Here is a 21,520-nt window from a genome sequence, read left to right on the forward strand (position 1 = left end):
GCCGCCATTTTTGTATTATGACACTATTTGTCATTCGTTTTTATTATATTACTCTTGTGAAAAAAGCGAAAGGGAGCCGATGAAAGTTACTCATGAAGAATGGACCGCACGCCTCGAAGCTGCTGGATTGACGGTAACGCACAACGGGAATGTCGTGAATCCGCGAGATGGATACACGATAGGTTTTGTCTCGTTTAAACAGTGGAGCTTTAAAGAACCGTATATTTATGAAATTACCGAATTGGAGTGCTCCGATATTCATTACCAATATACGGATTTAGGGACCGGTTTTGCAAACCAGATGGTGAATGACGCAAATCAATATCATGTGCGCCGCGTGGCTAAAGACGATGTAGACGGCTTTATTAAAGTTTGTAAGGAATTTATTGAATGGGTCAATGCCACGTACCCCAGGGAGAAAGTTCTCGAAAAGCAAAAACGCGATGATGAACGCCGTGAAGAATCTTTCAAAAGATTGCACGAGTGGAATAAGAAAATGAAAGATCGTCGCGACAAGTGGCAAAAAGATTTATCCGATCCTTCTACAAAATAAATTCATGTACTCCGGCAATCGCCCGAGCGATCCTTATCGGCACTCCGTTTTGCTTGGCGAGCTTTTTCCATTGCATTACGGCGTCTTCAACTTCAGCAAGAATTTTCTTGTAACGTCCTTGCTTCAATCCCGCAAACTTGGCTACAGCTTTGAAGTCGTCTAGCTTAAACCCGCTACGCTTTCCGTTGAACGTCATCTGGTGCGTCCCAGTCCATGTCCCTTGTGGATTGTAGGCGTACGTCATGTCAAATGCGGGCGCTAAAGTCCACACACCGCGCTTGTCCATCAAGAAACCGATATTTTTGGCGTGGTCGTCTTGGTTGCGTGCGCAGATATTGAATGCAGCTCGGCGATACATTTCTTCAAGCGCGTCATAACCGAGTTCAAGTCGCTTGATTACATTTAGCGCCTGTTCGTAACTGTATGCTCCCGGCATGTTGAAATCGTAATGGGCGATGCCGCAAAGCGACTGGTAATGCAATTTCTTTCCGCCCGCTAGACGGTCAAAACGTCTCGTCATAAAATGCCTATGGCCCGCACATTCGTAGAGTCGGCATTCTGTCATTTCAATACCCGCAAGTTTTGCCATTTGCGAATAAGAATATTCAATAGCTCCGTAGCCGAACAAGTCTGCACTTTCTTTGTCGCGGTTGTTTGTAACGTCGTCAAGTTTCAAAAGCCAATAGCCAAATCTCGGATCGGTCGCCACTTGCCCTGAATGCATTTCACCACTTTCCTCATCGTAGGCCACAAGGATTTTTGCACGAGCGCCGCCCGCAGACGTGCCGACCCTGAGTATTTCTTCAAACGATTTGTTTCCTTTTTTGCTGAGAGCTTTTGTTGAAAATCGTTTGCGCTGATTCAAGACTTCCGCTGCTAAAATTCTCAAGTTTTCAACGTTTAAAGAATCGTCCGTTGTAGAATCTGGTCCCTGTAATGGAAAAAACTCCAGTGCGCCCATGCCCCGGTTGCCCGTATAACACAAGCGTTCGAGTGCTGTGAAACTTTCTGGTGAACGCCCTTGCCGTAAAAGCCATGTGTCAATAATGCTATTGCCGAACTTGTCCGGGAGGCTATCTGCAAAAAGCCCAGGCAGTCCATGAAATGTCTTTGATAACATCGGGAACGAATAAATCTGCCGAGAGACCGGCATGGCGATGGGTGAGGGCTCAATGCCCGCCCCGATAAAGTTCGGCGCGTATTCAAAACGCGCAACGCTTTCGCCTTCCATCATTGAAAGCGCCCCGATTGTCGTTCCCCAAAGTTTTACTTCCACCGCAATCATGTTGTACCGTTACTTGTCTTCGTTCCAAACCCAGGGTGTTTTGGAAGCATCGTTGGCTGGTTTGTCTGCGTTGTATTCGGCGGCGTTGTCCGCTAAAATGTTTGCTGTGTTTGTGTTTTTATGCGGGCTGCGGACTCGTTGGCGGCTCTTGATTTTTCCCATATATAAAAGCTGCATGGGGGAGGGCGAATCGTCGGGGAAAATGCTTAAAAAGCTTTCAAGCATCCCGCATGCACGTAGTACCTTGATGAAATTTACAACCTGTACAGAATCGCCACGCTCGATGCGCTCAACGGTTCCCTTGCTCACTCCCGACTGTTCGGCAAGTTGCGCTTGTGTCCAGTTGTTCCGAATGCGGAATGCTGCCAAACGTTTCCCGAGTAGCGTGAGTGCAGATTCATCAGTCTGTGCGGAGTATGCGTTCATGTTCCCTCCTTTTTCCTAAAAATAATATACTAAAAGCCACTGAAAAAGTCAAATGTTATCTATTTAAATTTAATGAATAAATGCCTAAAATAGTGCTTAATTCATTAAATTAAAAGAATTAAGCAATAAAGGAGGGAGTGATTGACGTCTTGGTGTGGTTTTTGAAAGATTGCCTTTTGTTCGCTCTAAATGGTATTTCTGAAAAAAGTAAGCTTTTTGAAGCGTTTTTGGCGTACATAGTGTTTTTTAGAGTATATTTAATTTCAAAAAAAAGGCTGGTAAATATGACCGAAAAGGCAAAAGCAAAGAAAGCTGTCTCCAAAAAAGCTGCAGAATCATCAAAGACAACTACTGCTAAAAAGGCTACGGTAGCTAAGAAGGCTGTGGCGTCTCCAAAGTCTCCTGTAACCAAGAAACCCGCTGCTGCCAAGAAGCCCGCAGCAACTAAAAAATCCTCTGAACAAAAAGTTGTCGTCGCGAAAGACAAAAATGACTTAATAAAGCTGATAAAAGCCGCCATAAAAAAGGATGGCGAAAATTGCGATTTGAATTTCATTGACGTATCTAAAGTTACGGAAATGAACGAACTGTTCATGGAAAGCAAATTTAATGGCGACATCAGCAAGTGGGATGTGTCCAATGTGACTGATATGAGATTTATGTTTGAAGGGTCCCGATTTAACGGCGATATCAGTAAGTGGAATGTGTCAAATGTGACGACTATGGACTCTATGTTCAAGCATACTCCGTTCTGTGGCGATATCAGCAAATGGAACGTATCAAATGTGACGAGTATGAACTTTATGTTCTGCGGATCGGCTTTCAACGGTGACATCAGCAAGTGGGATGTATCCAATGTGACCGACATGAGTTTTATGTTTGCTGATTCGCAATTTGATGGTGATATCAGTCAGTGGAATGTGTCGAAGGTGACGAGCATGGACTTTATGTTCAAAGAATCTCCGTTCGATGGCGACATCAGCAAATGGAACGTATCGAATGTGACTAGCATGAATTCTATGTTTGATCGGTCCCGGTTCAATGGCGACATCAGCAAGTGGAACGTGTCCAAAGTAACTACAATGGAAGCCATGTTTGCAGATTCTGAATTCAGCGGTAACATCAGTAAATGGAAGGTCTCAAAAGACGCAAATATGTTTGAATTGTTTGTTGGATCTCCTTTGGAATGTGATCCTCCAAAGTGGTACAAGGAATAAATAACTGCGAAAGTTGATGCGGGCTAGTTTCCCGAACGCATCTATTGAATGGATTGGAATTGTATGAATAACCCCCCAAAAAAAAGTGAAGCATATCTAATGCCAAAGCCAAAATTCGTGAACAAAATCAAATTCCAACAAGAGCCAGGCACGTCAGAGACGGTTATGCCGTCAGACGATATGCTTATGTATTTTGAAAAGCACATTATAGCTCCTGCTGAAGAAGAGTGCGGTTACGGCATCTACAGCAAGGCCCTCGAAATCCCTATTTTTTTTGTCAGTGAAAAGACCATCAACCAAAAGGGCCTAGCGATTGATTGTGGCGTTTCCGATGATTTACGTAAACTCCATGATATCGTGGATGAAGATCGGTTTTGGAAACTAGAAACGGCTCTAGTAGATAGGGCTGATCCCATCGGCCTCTACCTCCCTAAGGGCGAGTTTCAGGACCAGGGACCAGAAATTTGGGTCTCATACGAAAAAATCCGCAACCAGCATCAGAAATGGCAGGATTCAAAATACACTACGGCTCTGACCTTGGTTCACGAGCTGGGGCATGCTATTATGGATGCTCCAACGTCGGGCCTTTATTGTCTGAAAACATGGGTTGAGGAGCCTTTGGCTAACATGATTGCCCTCTATTACCTAGATTCTGTCGGCCCGTCAACGACCAATGGATTTGACCGGATGGAATATGTCACGGATTTCGTAAAAACACAGCCGGAGAAATATGCGCTGGGTTTGAATCTGTTCCGTTCCAGTCGGAAATTTGACTGGGAAGCATGGAAAAATGCCAAGTGGCTTTTGTGCTTCAAGATTGACGCCCTCTTGGACTGGGTGGAATACATCAAGGGGAACTTGGGCAATGTTGATGATCTGCGTCTTGAGGCTTTGTTCCGCGAGATTGTCCGCCAGCCGATAGAGTTTAACCAGACTCTTTTGCAGCAGGCGGAAAAGCTTTATGAGAAATAAAAAGTAATCTTTTATTGCACAACTTCAATCGGGACGACCTCGTAAATGAAAGGAGGCGTGTCCGACGCCATAAGCTCTTCTGGAGTGGTTTCGTGCTTTGCTGCGGTCTCGTAATCGAGATAGTATTCTCCAGTGTCGCTAGGATATTGTTCGTATTCGGGCATTATCCTGATATTGACACTGTAGAATTTATCGATTCCAGAGATGTCGAAGCCGAAATTCTTTTCTTCAATGGAGCCCAACTCGGGGGAGTTGTCCAGAATTTTTTGCAAGGGTTCCCTGCGAGGCGATGCGTAAACAATGAATCTGCCGCCGGGCGGGTATTTTCCCATGATTGCATATGCCATGCTATCATTCTGTTTCATGCTCAATTTGTCCATGCGTTTAATATAGATTTTTCTCGAAAATCATATGTCGGAAAAATCTGCTGCTGAAGTTCGTTGTCGCCTTGTTCGCATCTCTAGCGAAATAGTCTCCGTGACGCCTGAAAAGGCTCTGCTGTGGCTTTCTTGACTCGTGCTTTGTATGCTTTGTGATTTTTAGTGTATATTTGAACAAAAATGATAAAAAAGGATTTCAATATGAAGGTGTATTACAATCCGGCGTACAATGGGTTTGTCTATACGGGTTTGACAGAAGGTCAGGTCTTTTTTAATTCAACAGTTTGCAATACGAATTCGCTAGTTGACTTGATTGCTCTTCATGCGGGAGTAGATTTCCCGGTGGCATCCAATATCGACCGAGTTCTAGATTATTACAAGGCTATGTTGGAATACAATAAGGCGAATCCAGATAACCTCTTTGCGAAATCCTTCGCATTGGATGAAATCAATACGGCAAAGGAATGCTTAAAGTGGCGTGACGCGATGATTCTTGCTGGGTGGCAACCTGGTAAAAATGATGCTTCGGAAAGAATGAAGGTCCTTGCAGGGATTGACGAAAACTTCCACTCCATTTCTAATGGAGAAAAATTACTGCGCATAACGGAAGCTGTAAAGAACGGCTGTAATCTACCGGAAAATCTTGAAATCATTACGCCGTTTGATTATGCGTGCTTTATACCTGCTGAACGGAATTTGTTGGATGCTATTGCAAAGCGGATTGGCGCGGAAAAGGTGCATGCCAATGATGACCTTCCGAAAAATTCCAACAATCTCCGCAAAGTCGCCAATATCTTAGTTGAAAACAAGCCTGATGCTATCACGCTTGACGGCGACGAATCCTTGGAACTTCTTTGTTTTGCTGAAAAGAAAGAGGCGCTTCAATATCTGAGTCAACTTAAAGCGGATGATTATTCCGTTTGGATAAACAGGGATAACCGCGCTTTTGACAACTATTTGATACAAGTTCAGAAACCGACATGTGGCTCTAGCGATAAAGGTGTCAGCCAAATTTCGGAATTGCCAATCGTTGGGCTTGCGCTTTTTACTCGACCTCTGAACTTGAACGCCCTTATCAACTGGTTAACGGTTCCTAAGAGTCCTCTTAGTACAATGTTTAGGAATAAACTTGTGGATGCAATCGTCAGTAGTGGCGGATATTTCAATGACAAATGCCGTGATTGCCTCAGTAATGCTGAGGATAAGGATAAAGAACGGATCAAGTATTTCCTTCCTGATATTTCGAAACCGGAAGAAGCTATTGGTAACGAACCGATTAAGAAGTCGGTAATTCTCGATTATGTGAAACAACTTTCTCAATGGATTAATGCTAATCTCCACATGGAGATGAATGATTTTGAAAAGAATCATTTGATGGGTGCGTTGTCGATATGTTCTGCAATGGCGCGAATGTTGGAACTGATTGATGCCGCTGAAGTCTCTTATGATGATTTGATTTTGAATTTTGACTCCATTTCGACAGAAATAGAATCCGAAATTTCTGAAAGCATGGTTGGTTGCCAGAATCTCATTTCTTTGAGCTCCAATATTGCTTCAATTGCCGATTCTACGATTTGGTGCGATTTTTACAATCCTGATGAACAGGCTCTGTCATATGACTTCCTTTTACCCCAAGAAAAAGAAATTTTGAAGGGAAATGTGTGGACTGGCGAAAACGAACAGAAATTTAATCGTTTGAACAAGTTATTGCCGTTCATGCTTACCCAAAATAAGCTGACCTTGGTTACTGTGAAAAAAGATGGAACGAAGGATGTTGTTAAAGATCCAATTCTGATACGTCTTGAAAAGAACATGGACAAGGAATTGACAAAAGAACCGCTGTCATTAAAACAGACTCTTGATGTTTCAACGGAAACAATTGAACAATTTAATAACCGTCATCAGGATGAAGATGGAACGATTCATTTTGAACGAAAAGATTTGGTGTCGTTCCCGCAAAAGGAAAGCTTTAGTTCCATTTCAACTTTGATTGACAATCCGTTTGATTATGTCTTTAATAAAATCATAAAATTGCGAAAGTCGGGAAGTGCAGCGATGTCAGCCGTATTCACAACAAAGGGAACGGTTGCTCATGCTATTATTGAAAAATTATTTGCTCCAGAAAAAGGTGGTTCTCCCGCTGCAATAAGGAATCGTATTGATTCTGATTTTGACACGGTCTTTGATGAGACGATTCTTGAATGTGGTGGCATACTTTTGCAACCTGAGAATCTTTCTGAAAAAAATGTTTTTAAGAAAGATATGAAGAAATGTGTAACAAGGCTATGTAATCTTATCGACAAGAACAACTTGAATGTGGTCGCTTGCGAAAAGAACTATGAGAATGTAGAATTGCCTGAATTTTCTAAACAGAAAATTTCGTTTAATGGTAGCATTGATATGGTCTTGGAAAACAATGCCGCAGAAATCGTCATTTTTGACTTTAAGTATTCTCCCAAGAAAGAAAAATACGAAAAATGGATAAAAAATAATCGATCCTTGCAATTAGCTCTTTATAAAGGTTTGGTTGAGAAAACGTCTGATAAAAAAGTGAATGCCAAAGCTTATATCCTTTTGCCGGAAGTCAAGGTTATTACAGCGGATGAATTGAAGGGGTATATCTTTGATACCAAAATTGATCGAGATGGAATTGTACTTGATGAAATGAGTAATTCCTATGTGTATAGGTGTAATCAAATTTTGAATGGTGCTATTGAAGATGGAGAAGGGATTAAATTCCCAATCGACGCTGTGAAGATTGCTTATAATCTCGACACCACTAAAAATAATCTTGTTCCGTTGGACGCTGATATAAAACCTAGGAACAAAACATGGGAAAAAACTCCGAACAAATACAGCGATTACGCATTTTTTAAGGCAGGTAAATAATGAATCACGTTACGTATATTAGTGCAGGTGCAGGTAGTGGAAAAACATTCACTTTGACATCTATTCTTGCCGACTTAATTGTAAAAGAAAAGGCTACTCCGGATCAGTTTATCCTGACGACGTTTACCGAGGCTGCAGCGAGTGAATTTAGGGAAAAAGCTAAAGCTAAAATTTATGAGCATACGGAGTATGCCAAATATGCCGAAGCCGCAGAAAAACTTGACCAATCCATGATTGGAACGGTAGATAGTATTGCCAATAGTTTTGTGCAAAAGTATTGGTTCTTGTTAGGAGTAAGTCCTAATCAAAAAATAATTGATGATGAACAGAAAAAGTTTTTTATAAGTCAAGTTTTTTCTAAAATAGCAACACCGCAAGATATTCTTTTTTTAGATGACTTTTGCGAACAGTTTAACATTGCAAATGATATAAATAGTAAAAATTTCGGTCTTAATTATGATTTTTGGAAAGAGTATGTTTTAGAAATTTTTGAAAAAATTCAGAGCTATAATATAGCCGATGTAAATATTTGTAGGGAAAAATCACTAGCCTTTGCTACTAGTATTACAGGTGAAGGAAATTTAAATTATAGTAAAGAAGATGTCTTAAAACTTCTCAATGAAATACAATGCTTGGCTAGTGATACGTTAGTTTCTAAAGTCAAAGATCTAAAAATAGTCTTTTCGAATGAACAGAAAATTTCTGATGTAGTAAAAATTATAAAAATACTTGATGAAGAAATAAATCAAAAAACTGCAACGGGCAGGGACAAAAAGTTAAAAACAAATCTGTTTAAAAAAGATGGCAATGAGGCTTTATTCAATTCGGTGTATGATTCACTCGGTCGAGTTTATTCATCGAAAAAAGTCCGTGATCTGGTCCTTAAGTACATCAATTTGATTTTTGGCTATGTAGAAAAAGCTCGGGAAGAATTTAAAAAATTTAAGGAAGAACATCACCTTATTGACTTTGTTGATATGGAAACGCGATTCCTAGAGCTTTTAGATAAAGATGAAGTTCAGCAGGATATCTGCAATACCTACAAGTATGTATTCGTTGACGAATTCCAGGACAGTAGCCCTCTCCAGGTTAAAATTTTTGACAAGCTTTCTGAAATAGTTGGCCGTGATGAATGTGACGATTTCGTTGTTACCATAGGTACTGGCAAAGATACCAATGAATTCCATATTCACAATAGCATTTGGGTTGGCGACTTTAAACAGGCTATTTACGGATTCCGTGGTGCCGATACCGACTTGACAAAAGCTGTTGCCGACATTATCGCACAAAAGCAAATATCGTTACCAAAACAGTTTAAAATTCACACGTTGAAAAAGAGCTTCCGCTCTTTAGAAAACATTGTGGATTTCACGAATGAACTTTTTGTTCCCGCTTTTGAAGGAATTTTAAAGAAAGAAGAAGTTGAGCTTATAGCTCACCGTCCACAAGACAATGCGGTGAAAAGCCTTAAGTGCTGGAAAGTTGATGGCAAAAAAGAGGAAGAACGGTTAAAGAATTTAGCTTTACAAATTGCAAAGCGTCTAAAAAACGGAGAAAAACCATCTGATTATGCAGTCCTAGCTCGAAGAGGTGCTCCGCTAAACAAACTTTCCGATGCCTTGAAAACTCTTAATGTTCCTGTATGCAGAACTCTTGAATTTGATGAAAAACGCGATGAACTTGCTTTGATTTCTGCATTGATGAATCTTGTTACGAATGATTTTGATAATTATTCTAGAGCTGTTGTTGCCTTTTTGACTCAAAAGGGATTTGATGCAGGAAGAATAATTGATGCAAAACTTGAGTTTGATAAGTCCTATCAGGATAATAAGAACTGTCCTAAGTATTTGTCGGACAACTCAATTCTAGCAAAGTTTGCAGAACGTCGAGATTTCTACAGAATGCAGACTATTCATAATTTGGTGGAAAGCTTAATAGTTGATCTTGATTTATATTCTGTTGGTCGTGGTTGGGAAAATGCTGTTGGTACTGATGAATGTTTTGCTGCTTTGATTGAAGCTTCGTACGATTACGAGGAACGCTGTTCCCAAATTGGTATTTCGCCGACCATTAGTGGCTATGTTGATTACTGTAAAGATAATGCAAAATCGGCAGGTTCTAAGGACGGCGTGGTTCTTTCTACCTTCCATCATTCAAAAGGACTTGAATGGAAAAAAGTGATTCTTTTGGACCTTGATGAAGATGTCTTTGATGAAAATAAAAGGATTAAGTATGGAGTTCTAGGTGTCCATAATTACCATGATGTAGCCCCATCTGAAAGCAACCTTTATCCTCCGATGATTATTAATTTGATGCCAAATTTGTTTGCGGGTAATACGAATGTCGCTGAAGATATGGCTGAAAAGATTAAGAATTCGGGATTCTTTAAATCGACATGCCAAAGCTTTATTTCTGAAACTATTCGACTGCTTTATGTGGCAATCACTCGTGCAAAGGACGAGCTAATTTTGACGTTGGACGAAGAAAATCCGTTGCAGGTATTCTCTTGCTTAAAATGTCATATTCAAACAGGTGCAGATTATGAAAATGGGAAAGAGGTAAGTCTATTTAGTTTTAATAATCAGGATACAAATGAAAGATTAAAATTCTTGTTTGAAAACGATAAATTGTCCGAGGGTGATTCTTATCAGGTTGAAAAACCTGAAAAATTAGTTTTCAAGAAAAACGAAAAAATCGAAACAGCCAATCGTGACCAGCAACCGAGTAAGGTAAAGCCGAGCCGAAAGGTAACCGCAAACATCGTATTTGATTCTGGTAGCCGTATTAAAGCGAATCCGGATGAAATGGACAAGTTTGGTACGTGTATCCATAATATTTTCTGCGTGCTAGAAAAATCGCCAACCGTGGAAATGGTTGAAAAAATTATCAAGAATCATCAGATGGAAACTGCACTTCCGCAACCGGAAGATGTCCTGAAAGCTTGGCAAAATCTTGAAAAGTTCTTGACGGAAAAATATGGTGCTAAGGTTGCGACCTATCATGAACTCCCGTTCAGGCATATGCTCGATGGTCAAATTTTTAATGGAGAAATGGACCTCGTGTGGGAAACGGATAAAGGTGTAGTTCTTGTGGACTTTAAGTCGTATCCTGGCAATAATAATGATGTTGTTGCTGTTGACAATGACCACTATGCTGGCAAGTATGCAGGGCAGTTTTGAATGCTATTGATTGTGCGCTAAAGGCTGCAGGCAAGAAACGTCCTTGCAAGACTGGTTTATTACCATGTCCTTGGCGTGGTAGTGGAATTGAAATTTGATAAGGAATAATGCGAGATTGGCTAATTAGGCCTAATTGGGAATATAAGAAAACGGGTTCATGTTTAATGAACCCGTTTTTTAATGACGTTAGTGATTCCTGATAATCATTATACTTGAGGATTACCCCAAAGGGCTATAACTTCAGAAATCAATTTCTTTTCACGAAGATAAATGTCTCGTTCGTCCCACTCAGTTCTTTCAACAAAGGATCCTTCCGTTTCTCCAATTTTTTTCAGAATGTCTTCTGTCGTAATGGAAAGTTTGGAGTAATCTTTGTACCCTTTTTTTATTTTGCCTTTTTTGTCTGTCCAACCGTTAACCTTTTCTGTAAAAGGACGATTGCTTAATGATGAATTAAAACTTTGTGTGACAAGAGTCATGTTGCCTATAGAATATATTTTTGATTTTTTCTTATCATCTCGTTCTTTGTTCTCAATGGCTTCACTAGCTTCGTTGTAGCATGGAACATTTTCCCAACATTCATGCCATTTTTGAGGCATCACATGCTCCAAAGTGAAATTGTACTCAAGTTCTGTTTTTTCATAATCACTCTTTGAATCTTGATTTTTGAAAGCGCGATATAATTCTATCCAAAAAAGTATAAGTGTTCCAGAACTATTTGATACATTGTTTTTTAGGCCATTTTCTATATCGGTATTCGATATTTCATTAGACATTTTAACAACTTTTGATTCATCGCTAATGAAGCTAACTACGTCACGATTGAAGTTTTTTGTACTATGTTGGGATGTTACATTGCGCATGACGAAAACTTCAAGTTCATGAAATTTTTCCTTTAGTTTGTTTTCGTCATTTGCGTAGGTTATATATAAATGCAATAAGTAAGGAATAAACACGTTTTCGCTTATTCTTTCAAGCATATTTAACAATCGTTTTTCCCAATCTTCATAAGATATGGATTGCTCTGATCCAATAGGTTTCAAACGCTCTGTATAAATATCGGCATAGGAACATAGTTCTTCAATCAAAACCTTTATGGAGTCAACACTTGAACATTTTTCCTGAACAAATTTTCTATACAATTCGGGTAAATCAGCTCGTGTTTGCCCGTCTTGGTTGGGATTGAAAATGCCCTTGTTTATTGCATAGGCGCTAACGATAATCTCAGAATTGGTACTTGTATATACTCCATGTCCACGAGTGTTGTCCCAAAATTTAATGCATTTGTTATCGCGTTCAAAAGTTTTCTTCCAGGTTTCATCATAAAAAGACATTACGTCTTTCTCTGCACGAGAACGGTCTTTCTCTTTCAGATAAAAATCCATCAATTGTGAGAATAAATTATTTTTGATTAAGTCGTACGATGTTAGCTTAACGCCAGCGCTGTTAATAGTATCAAAGATATCTTGTTCATTGCGGTCATCTGCTTCTAAAGTAATTCTTACTAATAAGTTTTGGCATCTATATAATTGTTCAAAGTAATCCCAGCGTGAATCTTCCTCAATAGCGTCTAATTTTTCTTTGAAAAATAAATAACATGCCAAAATGTTTCTATGGTCACGCAGATATTCTTCTTTTTTTTCTTGATTAAGAATTTTGTCTGAACCATCCTTTCTATTTATACTGTTATTCCCTTCCGCATCCTCTTTGACGAATCCAATTACTAAATCGTAATCATTACGATCTATATATGAATGCTTTATTTTTGTTTCGTACGAACTTTTATTTTTGTCTTCATAAAAAAGCATGCCTATTAATTCTTTTTTCCATTTGAATCTGGTATGACCGTTTTTATCTGGTTTTTCTGGAATGCTGTCAAAAATTGCTCTAAAGACAATGGAAAGAGTGGTTAAACGTTGTTGCCCATCAATAATTTGAGATTTGTCAATCTCATGCATCTCGTCTGATTTTGGCTTTTCTTTAAAAATGATTGATCCTAAATATGGATTTTGTTTCTTCTTAACAATCGTTTCAATAGATTCCCAAAGCCGCAGCCAATTATCTTCATCCCAAACATAACGACGTTGAAAAAAAGGAATTTCCAGTTGATGAGGATTGTTCAAATGGAATGCAGAAGGTAAGTCCACACCTTTAATTCTCATATACGTCTCCTTTTATAAATTTTAAACAGTTAAGTGAACTATCCGATTATTTGTTGCAATATATAGTTTTTTTCATATGTGCTTATTCTGAAAGGGCGTTTAAAATTTAGATGTAGAAACTGTTTCTGCAATTCATAACTTTAAACGTAGGGGCTTGGTTTGTGTTGGTATTCTTTAATTTAATGTTCTAAAAATGCAGTTGTCAGTCTCTATTTGTCACATTCTGAATCTATATTATAACCATTCAAATGCGACAAAGGAGGCTTTTATGGCAAATTATGTTCCGTCGATGTCCAAAGAAGATTTGCTTAAACTAAGAGAAAATCTAAAGCGAAGAATTAAAGAAACGAAAGATGAAGCTAAAGGTCTAAGTGGTAAAGATTATGCGATAGCTACAATAAGTTTGCCAAGTGATGAAGCTGAATTAGAAGATGTTGAAGAACGATTGAAGAAACTTGTATAATTCCGTCTCTATTTGTCGCATGCTAAATCTATATTATAATCGTTCAAAAGCAATAAAGGAGTATCAACATGTCTAGCGAAAGAGTTTATTTCTTTTCTGAAGACGTCAATGTCTCGTGTTCCGAATGCGGAAAACAAGCAACGTTCAGTGTGGATTTTGATGAAGTCGCAGGGGACTTGCGCTTGAATTTTGTAAAGGTTCGCACTTCAATTCCGCCTAGCGAAACTTGCCCGCATTGTGGAAACGAGGTCGAAGTTGATGTCTCATATTGGCGTCGTGAATTCTACTGCAAAAATAAGAAAGGCAAGGAAATTTGCCGGTATTTCTTCCTTTGGCCGAGCGATAACTCTGCAGGGTGTTCCGTTGATGGGTTGCTTTCTCTATACGAGACGTTCGCTATAGATCATCCCGAAGACCTTGCGCTAGACAGCTCAAGTGCTCTGGAACTTGTTGACCTTCTCTACAAAACGACCCGTGACGAGGCTTTGCTTCCTGTCAAGGAATCGTTGAAGAATGGGGGTGATGTGGAATCCTTAATCCCCGAGTTGAAACGAATCATTGATTCTCACGACGACGTGCTGAAAGATGCTTATCTTTCGCAGTTCCCGGACTAACTTTTGCGCTAACAGGAGCCCCCTATGTTTTCGGTCTACAATTTTATCAGGATGGATGATGAACAGATTGAAAAGTTCATCAAGCTCTATGGCGAAGGCGATGGAAATTTTTCGCTTGCGAGGGTTCTCCCCGAATACGCCGAAAATGATGCTCGCGAGAATGAGAACGGCGAGGGCCTCGAATTGCGTACTATATTAAGTGGAAAGGTCTCTTTTGATACGGAAGATTTGCCGCCGATCCCTATTTACGAAAAAATGGCGAAAGATGGGCTCGTTTTCAAAATTGACTGGCAGTCCGAAGACATGATAGAGTGGGGGATTGGCCACGGTGAAGTCCGCGATGGCGCTTTTCACCATTGCATTGATTTCGAAGAAACCGCAGATTACGTAAGAGAATGGACTGGCGAAGAATGGGACCCGAGCAAGAGTGCTTTTGCGGAAGAATATTCCAAATTGCATTATAAAAAGCCGTAAAAACGGCCCTCCCTTTGACAATATATCCACGAAATTAGCAAAATCACTTGTAAAATACCCTCTTTTTGGGGGTATTTTTGATTTTAGGAATATGATAAGGGAGGACTTATGAACTTTGGTTCTAGTTTGTCTTTGGTTTTGTCTGCTGGACTATTGTCCGCAGTATCTTTGTTTGCCCAGCCCAACGATGAATGGAATGGCAAGCCAAGAATTTTTGGTGTGAACAGGTTGAATCCGCACGTGACTTCGATGCCATATACGACAGTCGAAGAAGCTGTGAAGGGCGACCGTCACGCTTCGGAATGGTACCAGACGCTTTCGGGCGAATGGAGATTTTACCATGTCGATAAGCCTAGCCAGCGTAACAATGATTTCTACAAGGATAATTACGATGTGTCCAAGTGGGATAAAATCAAGGTTCCGAGTTCTTGGCAGCTTTTAGGCTACGATCATCCGATTTACACGAACGTTATTTATCCGTGGTCCCAGAACAACCGCGTTTCTGCACCGTATGCTCCGACGGATTTTAACCCGGTCGGTCATTATCGCCGCACGTTCACGGTTCCCGAAACTTGGGATGGCAAGCGCATCCGTTTGCACTTTGAAGGTGTTGAATCCGCTTACTATGTATGGGTGAACGGCAATTATGTCGGCTACAGTGAAGATACTTTCACGGGTCATGAATTCGATATCAATAAGTACCTCCGCAAGGGCGAAAACAACATCTCTGTGCAGGTGTTCCGCTGGTGCGACGGTTCTTGGCTCGAAGACCAGGACTTTATCCGTCTTTCCGGTATTATGCGCGATGTGTATATCTACGCTGTGCCGCAGGTCCATATTCAGGACTTCCAGATTGATGCTACTCTTACGAACAACTACAAGGATGGTCTCTTAAAGACGACCGCTTGGATTTACAATTCTACGGGCAAGCAGTCTGGTGATTACACCGTGGAACTTTCTTTGTACGATGCTTCCGGTGCCGAAGTGATTAAGCCGACTTCCCAGAAGGTTTCCGGCATTGGTCCGAATGGTGCCGAAAAGAGCGTCCACTTTGAAATTCCGTATTCTTCTCCGAAGCGTTGGTCTGCTGAAACGCCGGACCTCTATACCGCAGTGCTCACGTTCAAGGATGCTGACGGCAAGATTCTCCAGGTTGAAAGTAACAAGATTGGCTTCCGCAAGATTGAAATCAAGAAAGACAATGGTGCTCCGCGTTTGTACGTAAACGGCATGCCTGTGAAGTTCCATGGTGTGGACCGTCACGAACTTGATCCGGATAACGGCCGTGCTGTGACTTACGATCGTATGGAAAAAGACGTGATTCTCATGAAGCGTTTCAATATCAATGCGCTCCGCATGTCCCATTACCCGAACAACCCGGTGATGTATGATTTGTGCGACAAGTACGGTATTTACGTGATTGATGAAGCGAACGTCGAAAGCCACGGTGCCAACAACGATCTTCCGAAGAATAGCGATGATTGGCGCGCTCCGGCTGTGGACCGCATGAATTCCATGGTGCAACGTGATAAAAACCATCCGTCCATTATTCTTTGGTCTCTCGGTAACGAAGCCGGTAACGGTAACGTGTTCGCCTCGGAACGTCAGCGTGCTCATGAAATCGACTCTACGCGCTTTGTGCATTACGAAGGCGACTGGAACAATGCCGATGTGAACAGCTGGATGTACTTTGGTCCGGATGCAATTCAAAATTATAGGGATGCCAACAAGCCGATTATGTTGTGCGAATACGAACACGCTATGGGTAACTCCGTGGGTGATTTGCAGGAATACATGGATGCCTTCTACGGCAACCCGCGCAGCTTCGGTGGCTTCATTTGGGACTTCATTGACCAGGGTCTCCGTCACAAGGGTACTCCGTACTTCGAATTCGGCGGCATGTGGGGCGACTGGCAGAACGACGACAACTTCTGCGCGAACGGCCTCGTGTTCCCGGACCGTAAAATCCAGCCCGAAATGTGGGAAGTCAAGTATCAGTACAGCCAGGTGCGCGTCAAGAATATCGATGCCGCCAAGGGCAAGATTCAGATCGAAAGCCGCTACCTTTACAAGAACCTGGGCGATTTCCTCGATGCCTACTGGCAGATTCGCGAAAATGGCAAGGTCATTAAGGAAGGCAAGCTGAACGGTACCCAGATGAATATCGGCCCGAACGAAAAGAAAGAAGTGACTATCGAAATGCCGAAAATCGAAACCACGGTCGGCGCCGAATACTTCTTGGATATTGATTTCCGCCTGAAGAAAGATGAACTCTGGGCTAAGGCCGGCTACAGCATCGGTCACGAACAGTTCGGCATCGATTTGGGTCAGCTCTGGTCGACTGAAATTGATATCAGCACCTTGCCGACTTACAAGGTCAACAAGTCTAACGGTCTCGAAATCGAAGGTTCTGATTTCAAGATAAAGTTCGACGAGAGGAACGGTACTCTTGCAAGTTACGTGCTCGATGGTGATACCATCATCAAGAACGGCGGTATTCCGAATTTCTGGCGTGCCCCGATTGACAATGACAAGGGCTTCAACATGGAACGCGGCCATGGCGAATGGCGCAAGGCAAGCCAGAAGCGCAACGTGACCTCCGAAGTCAAGGAAGTGTCTCAGCAAGAAACCCAGGTGACCTTCAACTTCAGCTTCCCCGATGTGGGCGGCACCAAGATGAAGATGACTTACTACGTATATGGTAGTGGCGATATCGTGGTGAGCTACACGCTCAATCCCGATGGCTCCAAGAGCTACTTGCCGAACGTGGGAACGCTCTTTACCGTGCCGGGCGGCTACGAAAAGGTCCGCTGGTTTGGTCGCGGCCCCGACGAAAACTATATTGGCCGTAACCGCGGAAGCTTCATGGGTCTCTATTCAACGCTCGCCGATTCTATGACAATCAAGTACATGGAAATTGGCGAAACGGGTCAGCGTACCGATGTCAAGTGGGCTACGCTCACGAACGAAAAGACGGGCAAGGGCCTCATGATTGTGGGTAACCCGCGCATGGAATTCAGCGCCCAGCACTACACTCCGGAACAGCTCACTAATGTAAAGCTCCCGTGGGAACTCAAGCGCGACAAGGACATTACGCTCCGCGTAGACTTGCACCAGATGGGCGTTGGCGGTATCAATTCCTGGGGTGCCCAGCCGCTCGATGCGTACCTGCTCAAGGCTAACCGCGAATATTCTCACACCTTCCGCCTGGCTCCGATTCGTAAGCAGTTGAACGACCCGACGGAATACTCGCTGCTTGGTTTCAAGAACTTTGGCTGGAACAAGGAAATTCCGCCTGCTAAGTACGGCCTGGATGAAATCAATAAGATTTACGAAAAACAGCCGGAAAAGGACATCACGGAAGGCGCAAATCCGGATACGGAAGGGCTTATTCCTGTTGCGCTCCCGGGCAAGATTCGTAACCTTGCTGTCGCTGAAAAGAACTACAATGTCTTTGATGCGCAGGGCAAGAAGGTTGGTGCATTTACGACTCGCGGTGTCGAAGATCTCCACGCTATCACGGCTGGACTCGTCAAGAACTCTGGCGTGTATATCGTGAAGGCTAAGAACGGTGGTCAAGCCTTCCGCATCACCGTCAAGAAGTAAGAAATAATCGATTGAAGAACTGTCATCGCGAGGCTTCCAACAGCGCCCCGCGATGACTTTTTTTATTGAAGCCCATTGATAAAAAATCAATGAGAAGAATTTTAAACCTATATGAAAACCCCTCTCCGAGGGGTATTTTATATAAGGGAAAATTGTCATCCTGGAGAGTTCGTAGAACTCAATAGGATCTATGAAAACGGTGTGTTTTGGTTATGAGGAGAACACTATGTTTAGAACAAAGAAATCTTTAGCAAGTCGTATCCTTGGTACTGCAGCGCTTGTTTGCGCTGTCGGCTTTACGAGCTCTTTTGCAACAACGGACAATCCGCTTACGCTTTGGTACAATAGTGATGCCGGTACCGAATTCACGAACGCGCTCCCGATTGGTAACGGCTACATGGGTGGCCTTATTTACGGTGGTGTTGAAAAGGATTACATCGGCCTCAATGAAAGTACGGTTTGGTCGGGCGGCCCTGGCGATAACAACAAGCAGGGGGCGGCAAGCCATTTGAAAGATGCCCGTGATGCCTTGTGGCGTGGCGACTATCGCACGGCAGAATCCATCGTGAGCCAGTACATGATTGGACCGGGGCCTGCAAGTTTCCAGCCGGTGGGCGATCTTGTGATTTCTACTTCGCACAAGGGTTCTTCCAATTACCGCCGTGAACTTGACCTCAAGACTGCAATCGCAAAGACTACCTACACGGTGGGCGGCGTCAAGCATACCCGTGAATATTTCGCAAGCTATCCCGATCACGTGATTGTCGTGCATCTCTCTGCCGATAAGGATGGCTCCGTAAGCTTTGGTGCAACGATGACGACTCCGCATCGCAATAACCGCATGACCTCCAGTGGCAACACACTCATTTACGATGTTACCGTCAATTCCATCAAGTTTCAAAATCGCTTGACCGTAGTTGCGGACGGCGGCACGGTTTCTGTATCTAACGGAAATATCAACGTGCAGGGCGCAAATAGCGCAACGCTTATCCTCACGACCGCTACAAACTTCAAGTCTTATAACGATGTGAGTGGCGATCCGGGTGCTATCGCATCCGAAATCATGTCAAAAGTTGCAAAGAAGTCCTATGAAGATTTGCTTGCAGCACATCTCAAGGATTACCAGACGATTTTCAACCGCGTTAAGCTCGACCTTGGCACGGCTGACAAGAGCGCAGGTGATATCACCTCTACCCGCGTCAAGAATTTCAATTCCACGAACGACCCGTCTCTCGTAGAACTTCATTACCAGTATGGCCGTTATTTGCTCATCGCAAGCTCCCGTAAGGGTGGCCAGCCGGCCAACTTGCAGGGCATCTGGAACAAGGACACGAACCCGATTTGGGGCAGTAAGTACACCACCAACATCAACCTCGAAATGAACTACTGGCCGGCAGAATCCGGCAACCTCGAAGAATGCGTTTGGCCGCTCATTGACAAAATCAAGTCCATGGTGCCGCAGGGCGAAAAGACCGCCAAGGTGCACTGGGGCGTGGATGAAGGCTGGGTAGAACACCACAATACCGACCTTTGGAACCGTTCTGCTCCGATTGACGGTGCGTGGGGACTTTGGCCGACAGGTGCTGGCTGGCTCACGACCCACCTTTGGGAACACTTCCTCTACAATCCGACGGACAAGGCGTACCTGCAGGACGTTTATTCAACAATGAAGGGTGCTGCACTCTTCTTCGTAAACAGCCTCGTCGAAGAACCGACTACGGGCAACAAGTATTTAGTCACCGCTCCGAGCGATTCCCCGGAAAATGACCATGGTGGCTATAACGTTTGCTTTGGTCCGACGATGGACAACCAGATTATCCGCGACGTTTTGAACTACACGATTGAAGCTTCCAAGATTCTCGGCGTTGACGAAGATGTCCGTGCCAAGATGGAAGCAACCGTCAAGCGCCTCCCACCGACAAAAACGGGTAAGTACGGACAAATTACGGAATGGCTCCAAGATTGGGATGATCCGAACAACAAGAACCGTCACATTTCTCACTTGTACGGCCTTTTCCCGAGCGCTCAGATTACCCCTGAAGAAACTCCGGACTTGATCAAAGGCGCAGGCGTTACGCTCCAACAGCGCGGCGATGATGCTACCGGTTGGTCTCTCGCTTGGAAGATTAACTTCTGGGCGCGCATGCACGATGGTGACCACGCTTACAGAATGATTCGCATGCTTCTCACGCCGAGCAAGACTTACAATAACTTGTTCGATGCGCATCCGCCGTTCCAGATTGACGGTAACTTCGGTGCAGTCTCTGGCGTGAACGAAATGCTCATGCAGAGCCACAACAACAGAATTAACCTGCTCCCGGCTCTCCCGTCGCAGTGGGCAAACGGCTCCGTGAAGGGCATCCGCGCTCGCGGTGGTTTCGAAATCGATTCCATGGCATGGAAGGGCGGCAAGCTGACCTATGTTGCAATAAAATCTCTCGTCGGTAGCACGCTTAATGTTGTGTCTGGTACAAATAAATTCTCGACTTCGACCGTTCCTGGTAAGGTCTATGAATTCGATGGCAATCTCAAGGTGACGAACGCTCCGTTCGAACCGCTTGAAATTACGGACAAGATTCAGGCTGAAAACTATGTGGCTATGGACGGCGTGCAAATTGAAGAAGATTCTCTTGGCACTCCGAACATTGGCTGGATTAACGATGGCGATTGGACTCAGTACTATGTGAACATTCCGGCTGCAGGTAGCTACGTCTTGACGGGTCGCGTTGCCACAGGCTCCGAAAAAGAAAGTGTCATCACGGTCACGGATTCTACGGGCAAGATTCTCGGAACGCTCTCTGTGGACCCCGCAAAGTCTAAGGGATGGAACGACTGGTATGAATCTTCTACGAAGATTACGCTCCCGGCGGGCAAGCAAAAGCTCACGTTCACGTACACTGGCGAAGATACGTACCTCTGCAATGTGGACTGGTATAATTTGAAGGCTGATCCGACGGCACTCCCGCAGGCCAAAATGCATAATGCTTCGCTTTCCGTAAGCCGCGTGCCGTACTCTCACGCATCCATTGCGCTGATGGTGAATGCCCCTGCAAATGATTACGTTGTCCATCTCGTCGGTGTGAACGGCAAGTTCATTGGCTCGCAGCGCGGCCACGGTGAAGGTCTCGCCGAATTTGGCGTTGGCGCTCCTCTTGCGCCGGGCATGTACTTTGCCATCGTCAAGAGCGCCTCCCAGCAAAAGACCATGAAACTCACTGTCCATTAAGCTTGTCACCCCGGATTTATTCCGGGGTGGCCTTACACACTTTCCTCCTCACTCACAAAGCCTGGGGCTCTCGT

Annotated in this window: 14 protein-coding genes; 10 read left to right on the forward strand and 4 right to left on the reverse strand. The window is 43.2% G+C overall.

Annotated elements, in window-relative coordinates; all coding sequences use genetic code 11:
- Positions 1–79: 79 nt before the first annotated feature.
- On the forward strand, positions 80–553 hold the full coding sequence (locus FSU_RS10805) for a hypothetical protein (protein ID WP_015732108.1): 474 nt from the start codon (positions 80–82) through the stop codon (positions 551–553).
- On the opposite strand, the gene FSU_RS10810 is transcribed toward FSU_RS10805, so the two are convergent.
- A complete protein-coding gene (locus FSU_RS10810; RefSeq protein ID WP_014546446.1) occupies positions 543–1,838 on the reverse strand; it encodes a type II toxin-antitoxin system HipA family toxin in 1,296 nt (431 codons plus the stop codon). The two genes, FSU_RS10805 and FSU_RS10810, sit on opposite strands and share 11 nt — an antisense overlap.
- A gap of 9 nt (positions 1,839–1,847) precedes the next feature.
- Positions 1,848–2,264 (reverse strand): helix-turn-helix domain-containing protein, encoded by a 417-nt coding sequence (locus FSU_RS10815; protein ID WP_014546447.1) that lies wholly within the window; start codon positions 2,262–2,264, stop codon positions 1,848–1,850.
- Positions 2,265–2,548: 284 nt separating this feature from the next.
- On the opposite strand from FSU_RS10815, the gene FSU_RS10820 reads away from it, so the two are divergent.
- Entirely contained in the window at positions 2,549–3,481 is a 933-nt protein-coding gene (locus FSU_RS10820) for a BspA family leucine-rich repeat surface protein (protein WP_244263620.1), read from the forward strand.
- Positions 3,482–3,544: 63 nt separating this feature from the next.
- Positions 3,545–4,453 (forward strand): hypothetical protein, encoded by a 909-nt coding sequence (locus FSU_RS10825; RefSeq protein ID WP_014546449.1) that lies wholly within the window; start codon positions 3,545–3,547, stop codon positions 4,451–4,453.
- Between the two features lie 11 nt (positions 4,454–4,464).
- Here the strand turns inward: FSU_RS10825 and FSU_RS10830 are convergent, their stop codons facing one another.
- The gene (locus FSU_RS10830) at positions 4,465–4,818 is read right to left on the reverse strand and encodes a hypothetical protein (RefSeq protein ID WP_015732109.1); all 354 of its coding nucleotides are present in this window, start codon (positions 4,816–4,818) and stop codon (positions 4,465–4,467) included.
- Between the two features lie 264 nt (positions 4,819–5,082).
- Here FSU_RS10830 and FSU_RS10835 point away from each other — a divergent pair, with 264 nt between their 5' ends.
- Positions 5,083–7,722, forward strand: a complete 2,640-nt coding sequence (locus FSU_RS10835; RefSeq protein ID WP_244263621.1) for a PD-(D/E)XK nuclease family protein — start codon at positions 5,083–5,085, stop codon at positions 7,720–7,722.
- On the forward strand, positions 7,722–10,901 hold the full coding sequence (locus FSU_RS10840) for a UvrD-helicase domain-containing protein (protein ID WP_014546451.1): 3,180 nt from the start codon (positions 7,722–7,724) through the stop codon (positions 10,899–10,901). The genes FSU_RS10835 and FSU_RS10840 overlap by 1 nt, the downstream gene beginning before the upstream one ends.
- A 206-nt stretch (positions 10,902–11,107) precedes the next feature.
- Here the strand turns inward: FSU_RS10840 and FSU_RS10845 are convergent, their stop codons facing one another.
- Positions 11,108–13,063 (reverse strand): DUF262 domain-containing protein, encoded by a 1,956-nt coding sequence (locus FSU_RS10845; RefSeq protein ID WP_014546452.1) that lies wholly within the window; start codon positions 13,061–13,063, stop codon positions 11,108–11,110.
- Positions 13,064–13,331: 268 nt separating this feature from the next.
- On the opposite strand from FSU_RS10845, the gene FSU_RS10850 reads away from it, so the two are divergent.
- From FSU_RS10850 to FSU_RS10870, 5 genes are all read left to right on the forward strand, one after another.
- On the forward strand, positions 13,332–13,526 hold the full coding sequence (locus FSU_RS10850) for a hypothetical protein (protein ID WP_015732111.1): 195 nt from the start codon (positions 13,332–13,334) through the stop codon (positions 13,524–13,526).
- A gap of 68 nt (positions 13,527–13,594) precedes the next feature.
- On the forward strand, positions 13,595–14,140 hold the full coding sequence (locus tag FSU_RS10855; protein WP_014546453.1) for a hypothetical protein: 546 nt from the start codon (positions 13,595–13,597) through the stop codon (positions 14,138–14,140).
- A 24-nt stretch (positions 14,141–14,164) separates the two neighbouring features.
- Positions 14,165–14,614: a hypothetical protein gene (locus tag FSU_RS10860; protein WP_014546454.1), complete on the forward strand. Its 450-nt coding sequence runs from the start codon at positions 14,165–14,167 to the stop codon at positions 14,612–14,614.
- 108 nt (positions 14,615–14,722) lie between these two features.
- The gene (lacZ, locus tag FSU_RS10865; RefSeq protein ID WP_014546455.1) at positions 14,723–18,220 is read left to right on the forward strand and encodes a beta-galactosidase, LacZ type; all 3,498 of its coding nucleotides are present in this window, start codon (positions 14,723–14,725) and stop codon (positions 18,218–18,220) included.
- A 226-nt stretch (positions 18,221–18,446) separates the two neighbouring features.
- Positions 18,447–21,446 (forward strand): glycosyl hydrolase family 95 catalytic domain-containing protein, encoded by a 3,000-nt coding sequence (locus FSU_RS10870; protein WP_014546456.1) that lies wholly within the window; start codon positions 18,447–18,449, stop codon positions 21,444–21,446.
- Positions 21,447–21,520 lie beyond the last annotated feature (74 nt).

It is taken from the genome of Fibrobacter succinogenes subsp. succinogenes S85, assembly GCF_000146505.1.
GTDB classification, from domain to species: domain Bacteria; phylum Fibrobacterota; class Fibrobacteria; order Fibrobacterales; family Fibrobacteraceae; genus Fibrobacter; species Fibrobacter succinogenes.

What these genes read in the sequence shown, in the direction of transcription:
- FSU_RS10805 (WP_015732108.1), top strand. Translation starts at nt 80, where the DNA reads ATGAAAGTTACTCATGAAGAATGGACCGCACGCCTCGAAGCTGCTGGA.
- FSU_RS10810 (WP_014546446.1), bottom strand. Translation starts at nt 1,838, where the DNA reads ATGATTGCGGTGGAAGTAAAACTTTGGGGAACGACAATCGGGGCGCTT.
- FSU_RS10815 (WP_014546447.1), bottom strand. Translation starts at nt 2,264, where the DNA reads ATGAACGCATACTCCGCACAGACTGATGAATCTGCACTCACGCTACTC.
- FSU_RS10820 (WP_244263620.1), top strand. Translation starts at nt 2,549, where the DNA reads ATGACCGAAAAGGCAAAAGCAAAGAAAGCTGTCTCCAAAAAAGCTGCA.
- FSU_RS10825 (WP_014546449.1), top strand. Translation starts at nt 3,545, where the DNA reads ATGAATAACCCCCCAAAAAAAAGTGAAGCATATCTAATGCCAAAGCCA.
- FSU_RS10830 (WP_015732109.1), bottom strand. Translation starts at nt 4,818, where the DNA reads ATGAAACAGAATGATAGCATGGCATATGCAATCATGGGAAAATACCCG.
- FSU_RS10840 (WP_014546451.1), top strand. Translation starts at nt 7,722, where the DNA reads ATGAATCACGTTACGTATATTAGTGCAGGTGCAGGTAGTGGAAAAACA.
- FSU_RS10845 (WP_014546452.1), bottom strand. Translation starts at nt 13,063, where the DNA reads ATGAGAATTAAAGGTGTGGACTTACCTTCTGCATTCCATTTGAACAAT.
- FSU_RS10850 (WP_015732111.1), top strand. Translation starts at nt 13,332, where the DNA reads ATGGCAAATTATGTTCCGTCGATGTCCAAAGAAGATTTGCTTAAACTA.
- FSU_RS10855 (WP_014546453.1), top strand. Translation starts at nt 13,595, where the DNA reads ATGTCTAGCGAAAGAGTTTATTTCTTTTCTGAAGACGTCAATGTCTCG.
- FSU_RS10860 (WP_014546454.1), top strand. Translation starts at nt 14,165, where the DNA reads ATGTTTTCGGTCTACAATTTTATCAGGATGGATGATGAACAGATTGAA.
- lacZ (WP_014546455.1), top strand. Translation starts at nt 14,723, where the DNA reads ATGAACTTTGGTTCTAGTTTGTCTTTGGTTTTGTCTGCTGGACTATTG.
- FSU_RS10870 (WP_014546456.1), top strand. Translation starts at nt 18,447, where the DNA reads ATGTTTAGAACAAAGAAATCTTTAGCAAGTCGTATCCTTGGTACTGCA.